The organism is Methylocystis sp., assembly GCF_050246715.1.
In the GTDB taxonomy this organism is placed as follows: Bacteria; Pseudomonadota; Alphaproteobacteria; order Rhizobiales; family Beijerinckiaceae; genus Methylocystis.
The window spans coordinates 1-7023 of the sequence record NZ_JBFWVN010000098.1 but is presented as its reverse complement, the minus strand read 5'-3'; the positions used below and the strand labels follow the sequence as shown (position 1 = coordinate 7023).

The 7023-nt window shown below is 59.8% G+C and carries 9 protein-coding genes and 1 pseudogene; 5 read left to right on the top strand and 5 right to left on the bottom strand.

Going from position 1 to position 7023, the window contains the following annotated elements:
• Nucleotides 1-185: 185 nt before the first annotated feature.
• The 3 genes from AB7I51_RS17420 to plsY are packed head-to-tail and all read right to left on the bottom strand — an operon-like array spanning nt 186 to nt 1360.
• Nucleotides 186-623, bottom strand: coding sequence for a hypothetical protein (locus tag AB7I51_RS17420; protein WP_428405525.1), 438 nt, complete (start codon nt 621-623; stop codon nt 186-188).
• Nucleotides 624-632: 9 nt separating this feature from the next.
• The gene (locus tag AB7I51_RS17415) at nt 633-770 is read right to left on the bottom strand and encodes a hypothetical protein (RefSeq protein WP_428405526.1); all 138 of its coding nucleotides are present in this window, start codon (nt 768-770) and stop codon (nt 633-635) included.
• Nucleotides 767-1360, bottom strand: coding sequence for a glycerol-3-phosphate 1-O-acyltransferase PlsY (plsY, locus tag AB7I51_RS17410; protein WP_428405527.1), 594 nt, complete (start codon nt 1358-1360; stop codon nt 767-769). The genes AB7I51_RS17415 and plsY overlap by 4 nt, the downstream gene beginning before the upstream one ends.
• Before the next feature lie 225 nt (nt 1361-1585).
• Between plsY and AB7I51_RS17405 the strand changes: the two genes are divergently transcribed.
• The 3 genes from AB7I51_RS17405 to AB7I51_RS17395 are packed head-to-tail and all read left to right on the top strand — an operon-like array spanning nt 1586 to nt 4478.
• A complete protein-coding gene (locus AB7I51_RS17405) occupies nt 1586-2680 on the top strand; it encodes a YcjF family protein (protein WP_428405528.1) in 1095 nt (364 codons plus the stop codon).
• A gap of 6 nt (nt 2681-2686) precedes the next feature.
• A complete protein-coding gene (locus AB7I51_RS17400; protein WP_428405529.1) occupies nt 2687-3502 on the top strand; it encodes an exodeoxyribonuclease III in 816 nt (271 codons plus the stop codon).
• Between the two features lie 34 nt (nt 3503-3536).
• Entirely contained in the window at nt 3537-4478 is a 942-nt protein-coding gene (locus tag AB7I51_RS17395; RefSeq protein ID WP_428405530.1) for a CBS domain-containing protein, read from the top strand.
• Nucleotides 4479-4484: 6 nt separating this feature from the next.
• Here the strand turns inward: AB7I51_RS17395 and AB7I51_RS17390 are convergent, their stop codons facing one another.
• Nucleotides 4485-4949 (bottom strand): hypothetical protein, encoded by a 465-nt coding sequence (locus tag AB7I51_RS17390; RefSeq protein WP_428405531.1) that lies wholly within the window; start codon nt 4947-4949, stop codon nt 4485-4487.
• 403 nt (nt 4950-5352) lie between these two features.
• Here AB7I51_RS17390 and AB7I51_RS17385 point away from each other — a divergent pair, with 403 nt between their 5' ends.
• Nucleotides 5353-5964, top strand: coding sequence for a hypothetical protein (locus AB7I51_RS17385; RefSeq protein WP_428405532.1), 612 nt, complete (start codon nt 5353-5355; stop codon nt 5962-5964).
• A gap of 188 nt (nt 5965-6152) precedes the next feature.
• The gene (locus AB7I51_RS17380) at nt 6153-6749 is read left to right on the top strand and encodes a superoxide dismutase (protein WP_428405533.1); all 597 of its coding nucleotides are present in this window, start codon (nt 6153-6155) and stop codon (nt 6747-6749) included.
• 163 nt (nt 6750-6912) lie between these two features.
• Here AB7I51_RS17380 and AB7I51_RS17375 read toward each other — a convergent pair.
• Nucleotides 6913-7023, bottom strand: a pseudogene (locus AB7I51_RS17375) (IS5/IS1182 family transposase); the annotation flags it as partial.

Here is a 7023-nt window from a genome sequence, read left to right as displayed (position 1 = left end):
ACTTTCTTGCCTTGGACGGCTGGAAAGGAGAAGGCGGGAAACGTATCGTCCGTCATGGCGGGCGTGGCTGTGAGGTCGAAGCGGAACGGGTTGGTGTCAGCAACCGAATCCTACGCCGTTTCAGTCACCTATGCTATGCTCGCCAGCCTTCGAACGGCGCCGTCACGAATAAGATGGGTTAATGACTAAATGACCGACCACTTTGCCGGATGTTCATCGCCAACTGCGCGCACGCTCTTCTCCTCATTATTCCGCAGCGACGCGTGGACACCCCCGAATAGGTTCCTGAAATCCTCGCGTGAAGGCTGCGCGACGCCCTTTAAGGCGAACAGTCGCGAGGTGATTTCTGAGGTCGTCATCGGCTCTGGCGCGTCTCTGAGAATTTCCAGAACGCTTCGGAAGATTGTCCCGCGCTTGAAATAGGGATTCGGCTTGCGGCGCCGGACCGCGATCGAGCGGATGCTGTAGGATGGGTCCAGCATCTTAAGGACCGCTTCGACATGCTTCATGTCTGCGGCGAGGCGCTGGGCCTCTTTCTTGTTTTCGAGGATTTTTCCGCCTAGCTCGGCGTGAAGGCGCTCAAGGGTGAAACGGGCTTGTTTTGTGCAAATCTCGGCTTTCATGCTTGAAAGCTAGGATTGCGATTCTAAAATGTCCTGTGGCGTTTGCGCCATAATACCGCGCGGCCCGATGTTCTCGCTGCGAATGAGCCTGAGCCAGTCGACGAGCTGCGCTTCGCTCAACCGGCCTTCTGGCGAGGCCTCGCTCACGCCTTTTGTCCGATCCGCGTTTCGGAGCCGGCGCGTAAACGAGCGATATTGTCTCGATGCCTGTAGTAGACGATCGCCGTCATGATCGCGACAACAAAGGCTTCGCCTCTCTGGCCAAATATGAGCAGAGCCAGCGGGGCCGCGGCGCTCGCCATCAGCGCGCTAAGAGAAGAGTAACGCGTCAGCGCCGCCGCCGTCAGCCAGACGGCGCAGAAAATCAGCGCCGTTGGCCAGCTGAGGCCAAACAGCACGCCGAGAAAGGTGGCGACGCCCTTGCCGCCCCTGAAGTGCAGCCAGACCGGCGCGACATGGCCGATAAAGGCCGCGAGCCCCGCGATCATGCCGCCTTCAGGCGTAAGCGATGCGCCGATCAGCGCCGCCGCCGTTCCCTTTAGCCCGTCGAGCAGCAGCGTCGCCGCCGCCAGATCCTTGCGACCAGTGCGCAACACATTTGTCGCGCCAATATTGCCCGAGCCGACCGAGCGAAGATCAATCGTGCCCGCCAGGCGCGTCAGCAGCAGGCCAAAAGGAATCGAGCCCAGCAAATAGCCGATCGCAAGGGCGAGGAGGTCGTAAATGATAGGGTTCATGCGCGAAAACGCGATACTTCTCGACAGCGAAAGGCGCGGGAATGCTAAAGGAGGCGCAATCACGCCGCAACAAGCGTTTTCGGCCGCAACTTTGCCTATTTCTTCAGGCCCTCACCTCCTGGCGGCGCCCTTCCAACAGGGGAGTCGCTTGCTCGACGCTCCATCGAAAGATGCGCTTCGCCTTTTTCCACGCGAGGCGCTAAGGAAGGCCAAACCAGGATCGTCATGACTGAGCAACGAAGGCCGCGTCCTAGAGCTTTCCGCCTTGAAGGCGACCAGACGGTCACCGCCAAGACGACGCCACAGGCCAAGACGACCCCGCAGGCCAAGTCGGCATCGGCGTCCGTCGAGGTGGTCGAAGCGGAATTCGACGTTTTCGCCCGCGAGGCGGCGGAGTTCGCCGACGGCATGACCGGAGATGAGGCGGCTGTTGAAGCGGCGCAGGCGGACGGCATGTTGCGCCGCTACGTCTTCTCCTGGGGCAGCGTCTTTTTGTCGGCTGTCTCCGGACTGATCTCGCTGGCGCTCTCGGTGTGGATCTGGAGCTTCATCGAAGACCTGTTCCGCCGCTCGGCTATTCTCGGGATGGTGGGATTAAGCCTTGCGGGTCTCGCCGCCGTCGCTGCGATCATCTTCATCGGGCGCGAATTTCGCGCGATGGGCCGGCAGAATCGTATCGCCAAGCTGCATGCGGCGCTGGCCGAGGCGCATAAAAGCGATGATCGGAAGGCGGCACGCGAGCACGTCGGCGAACTCTGCAACCTTTACGACGATCGTCCCGACACCGGCCCGGCGCGCGCGCGGGTTAAGGACTATCTGAAGCAGATCATCGACGGACGCGATTTGATCGCCCTTGCCGAGCGCAATCTCGTCGCGCCGCTCGACGAAGTGGCGCGGCGCGAGATCGCCGGCGCCGCCAAGCGCGTCTCCGTCGTGACGGCGATCAGTCCGCGCGCGCTCCTCGACGTTCTTTTCGTCGTCGGCCAGGCGATCGTGCTGATGCGGCGAATCGCGGAGATTTATGGCGGCCGACCGGGGCTGTTCGGCTTCTTCAAGCTCGCACGCTCGGTCGGCGCGCATCTTGCGATCACCGGCGGCATGGCGGTCGGCGATTCTCTGCTTCAACAGGCGCTCGGCCATGGGATCGCCGCCCGCGTTTCCGCGAAGCTTGGCGAAGGCGTGTTAAACGGGCTTCTCACCGCGCGAGTCGGCCTTTCCGCCATGGCCGTCTGCCGCCCGACGCCGTTCATCGCCGAGAAACAGCCGGGCGTCAGCGACGTCGCGCCCTTCCTTTTTCGCAGCGACAAAACCAAGAGCTGATCATCATTGAAATCAAAGAGCCTCAAGATCACCACCTGGAACATCAATTCTGTGCGACTGCGGCTGCCGCTCGTCGCGGAGTTTCTCAAGAACCGGGCCCCGGACGTGCTCTGCCTGCAGGAGACGAAATGCCGGGACGCGGAATTCCCGATGAAGGACTTGCACGCGCTCGGTTACGAACATATCGCGATCAACGGCCAGAAGGGCTACCACGGCGTCGCCGTGATATCGAAACGTCCGTTGCGGTTTGTCGAGAAGCGCAACTTCTGTGAAAAGGGCGACGCGCGCCATATTTGCGTTGAACTCGACTCTGCAGGCGGCCCGATCCTGCTGCATAATTTCTATGTGCCTGCGGGCGGCGACGAACCGGACGTCGACATCAATCCGAAATTTCAGCACAAGCTCGATTTCCTTGACGAAATGCGCGACTGGATTGTCGCCGAGGGCGTTTCACGCGGACGCGTGGCGCTGGTCGGTGATCTAAATGTCGCGCCGCTCGAGCACGATGTCTGGAGCCACAAGGCGCTGCTGAAAGTGGTGAGTCACACGCCCGTGGAAATAGAAAAGCTTACTGGAGTTTTTCAGGCCGGTTCGTGGATCGACGCGATGCGGCATTTCGTGCCGGCGGAGGAAAAGCTTTATACTTGGTGGAGCTATCGCGCCGCCGATTGGCAGGCGTCGAACCGGGGGCGCCGGCTCGATCATATTCTGGTGAGCGAAGCGCTAGCAGGCGGTCTCCAACGTCTTGACGTGCTGCGCGAGGCGCGCAGCTGGACCAGGCCGTCTGACCACGTGCCGGTGACGATCGAGCTATCAGGCTGAGTGCGTAACCAGGATCGGGAGGCGAGACGGCGGCATGATCGCGCGCGATCTGATGAACAGCGAATTTCCTTATGTCACGGCGGATGCAGACCTCGACTACGTCGCGAAGCTTCTCGCTGACTGTGGGCTTGGCGCCGTGCCGGTCGTCGACGACGACCTGTCGCCGATCGGCATCGTAACGCGCAGCAATCTCGAACAGCCGCGCATCCAACCCCTGCCCGACCTGGGCGCCATTCCGGCATTTCTCCTGCGCGACAGGCCGAAACCCATCTTTCACGCCAACGGACGCGCGCTGCGCGAAGTAATGACGTCTCCGGCGATCTCAATTTCCGACGTCGCCAAAATTCCCGACATTGCGCGGATTATGGAGAGCCACAGCCTCAAACGAATCCCGGTCGTCGAAGGCCATAAAATCATCGGCCTCCTACTCCGCAAAGAAGTCACGGAGGCGATGAAAGGCGGCTTTCCCGCCATGGCGCTGGAAGCGCATCGGCGTCGTCCGCTCATCTCGATTTCACAGCAAAACAGCGACCGCTGCGCCGTGGCGACAGCTTCGGAATTTCGTGAACTCGTGGCGTCTCATGAGCGCCAACTCGAACTGGAGCGCACCGAGCATCGGCGTATGGCGACGGAACTGCGCGATCAACGCATCCGCGAACTCGCATGTCAGCGACTGACCGAGGCTCAGTGGCGGTCGATGCTGGAACAGGCGCGGCGCAGCGCAGCCGCCGGGCTCACCGAACATTTGCTTATCCGCTTTCCGTCGCAGCTTTGCGTGGACGGCGGTCGCGCGATCAACGCGCCCGACCTGAAATGGCCGACGACTCTGCGCGGCGAGCCGGCCGACGTTTACCGGCGATGGCGCAACGAACTTCACCCTCGCGGCTTTCGCATCGCGGCGCAAATCATCGATTTTCCAGAAGGCATGCCCGGCGACGCGGCGCTGTTCCTGATGTGGAGCGCGGCCCGCAATTGAGCGCGGTTATGCGCCGCGCACGCCAGTTTCGGCGCGCAGAGCCGCGAGCGAAGGATATCGCTGCGAGCGGCCGTCGGTCTGCACTTCTACCGAACCGTCGGAATACATCACATAGACCGACCCGCCGGCGCTGTAACGGTCGACTTCGACGGGCGGCTTTGCCGGCGCCCGCGCGGCGGCCGACTCCCGGTCCGTCGACGGCGCGCGCTCGATCGACTCTTCCGCCGCCGGCGATTTTTTCTGAACGCTCGCTTGCGTCGCCGGCGCATGATCGGCGATGCGGCCCAGCATGCCAATCACGCGCCCAAGCGCGATTGTGACCACGCCGCCCGACACCGCCGTCGCGCCGCCGATGAACAGGCTCCAACCGCGCTCGAGCTGAATGTAGTCCCAGCCTGTCCACATGCCATAGAGGCCGGCGGACGCAAGCACGAGCCCAAGGAAGGCGACGCCTAGGCCGTGACGTTTCATCGTCATCCTTCAGGTTTTTGTTCGGCCGGCAAACTATCACAAGCCGAGCTCTTCGCCACAATCCACGATGAACGTCGAATATTACAAGAAATAATGTCATCATAATACTTATCGACGAGAAAACATTCCGCCATCATCGATGAACAAAAAAACATATATATATGTGTGTTAATTGCTATTACATCAAGATATAGCGTTACAGGAATTCCAACGCGTGACGCTGTTAAAACTTTAAAACATTTAATTTCAATAAGTTAAAATTATTCATAAGATGTGTCAAGATGACGCATGGTAATTTCATCGGCCAATACAAACCTCATCGCCACAGGCGCCGACGCGCACGCGGCGGGGGAAGCATCCGGCATGGGCCGGAAAAACGTCGGCGATCGTGGGGAGAATCTAAATGGCGAGAGTAACTGGGATGCGCGGCCTGTTCGCCGGCGCGGTGATTGCGGCCGCGGCGTGTTTTGCCGCGCCGATGAGCGCCTTCGCGCATGGCGGCGTGGCGCTCGAGCAAGATGAATGCGTGCTGCGGATCGGTCCGAACTCCATGCATTTCATCGGCTATCAGCGCTCGGGAGAAGAGGCGGAGTTTTGCGAGGACATCGCTAATACCGGGCCGACCGTGATCGCGCTCACCCCGGTTTCGCCTGACCTGCGCGACATGGCGGTTGGCATCCGCATCGTCAAAGACGTCGGCGAAGAAAAGGAAAAGGCCAACCTCGACGCGATCACCGTCGCCTACATTGCGCCGAAGGTCTATCGCAACGGCGCCATGACCTTTGAGCACGACTTCAAACAGGCCGGACATTATGTAGGAATCGTCACAGTGCGCGACGATCTCGGCAATGAATGGGTGTCGCGCTTTCCGTTCTCTGTAGGCCTCTACACCTTCTGGGGAATGTTCGAATATATCCTCTATGGCGTCGGCTTCTTTTCGCTGGTCGGACTGCTGTGGTGGGCGCTGCGCGCCGGCGCCAAAAAGAAAGCGCAAACGGGCGACGCAATCGCCTAAAGAAGCGGCCCAAAGATTGCTGCATGGCTCGGTCGTCGCCGAGCCATGCTTTTTTTATCGCCAAAAAAGCTAACATAGCGGCGCCGTCGGCGATCGCGCGATATTGCCGCTCGTCGCGCAGGGGTTTAGTTAACGCTTGCAGCTGAGGCTGACAGTCTATGCTCGGCTAACTTATTCGGGAGAGAATTATGTCCTTCACTCTGGAAGATCTGCCCTATCCCTACGACGCTCTGCAGCCTTATCTTTCGCGCGAGTCCTTCGAGTATCATCACGACAAGCATCACGCGACCTATGTCACGAACGCCAATAATTTGATCAAAGGCACGGAATATGAGGGCAAGCCGATCGAGGAAGTGATCGTCACCGCCCATAATCGCAACACGCCGATCTTCAATAACGTCGCCCAGCACTACAACCATCACCACTATTGGAAGTGGTTGAAGCCGAACGGCGGCGGCGCCATTCCCGGCAAGGTCGAGAAGGCGATCGTCGACTCCTTCGGTTCAGTCGATAAATTCCGCGAAGACTTCCAGAAGGAGGGACTGGCGCAATTTGGCTCCGGCTGGGTGTGGCTCGAAGCGAAGGACGGAAAAGTCGCCATCCGCAAGACGCCGAACGCCGAGAATCCGCTGATCCATGGCGCGGCGCCTATCCTTGTCGCTGACGTCTGGGAGCATTCTTATTACATCGACTATCGCAATCGCCGCGCCGACTATCTCAAGGCGTTTCTCGATCATCTCGTCAATTGGGAGCATGTCGAGGAAATGTTCGACGCTGCGACGTAGCGCGACTTCTTTTCCGCTCTTCGCGCGGCTCGCCATAGAGCGCGGCTCGCGAAAAAGTGGACGCCGGTTTTTCGCGCAAAGCGCGCTCTAAACTTTAGGAATCGATCACGTCATCTGCGTTTAGGCGATTCCGCCTAAACGCAGCGTGATCTAGGGCCTGTCATCAATTGAGCCAGACGATAGCTGCGGAGAGGTGGATCGCGGCGAGAAAATTTCGAGCGGTTTTGTCGTAGCGCGTTGCGATGGCCCGAAATTGCTTGAGCTTGCAAAAGAA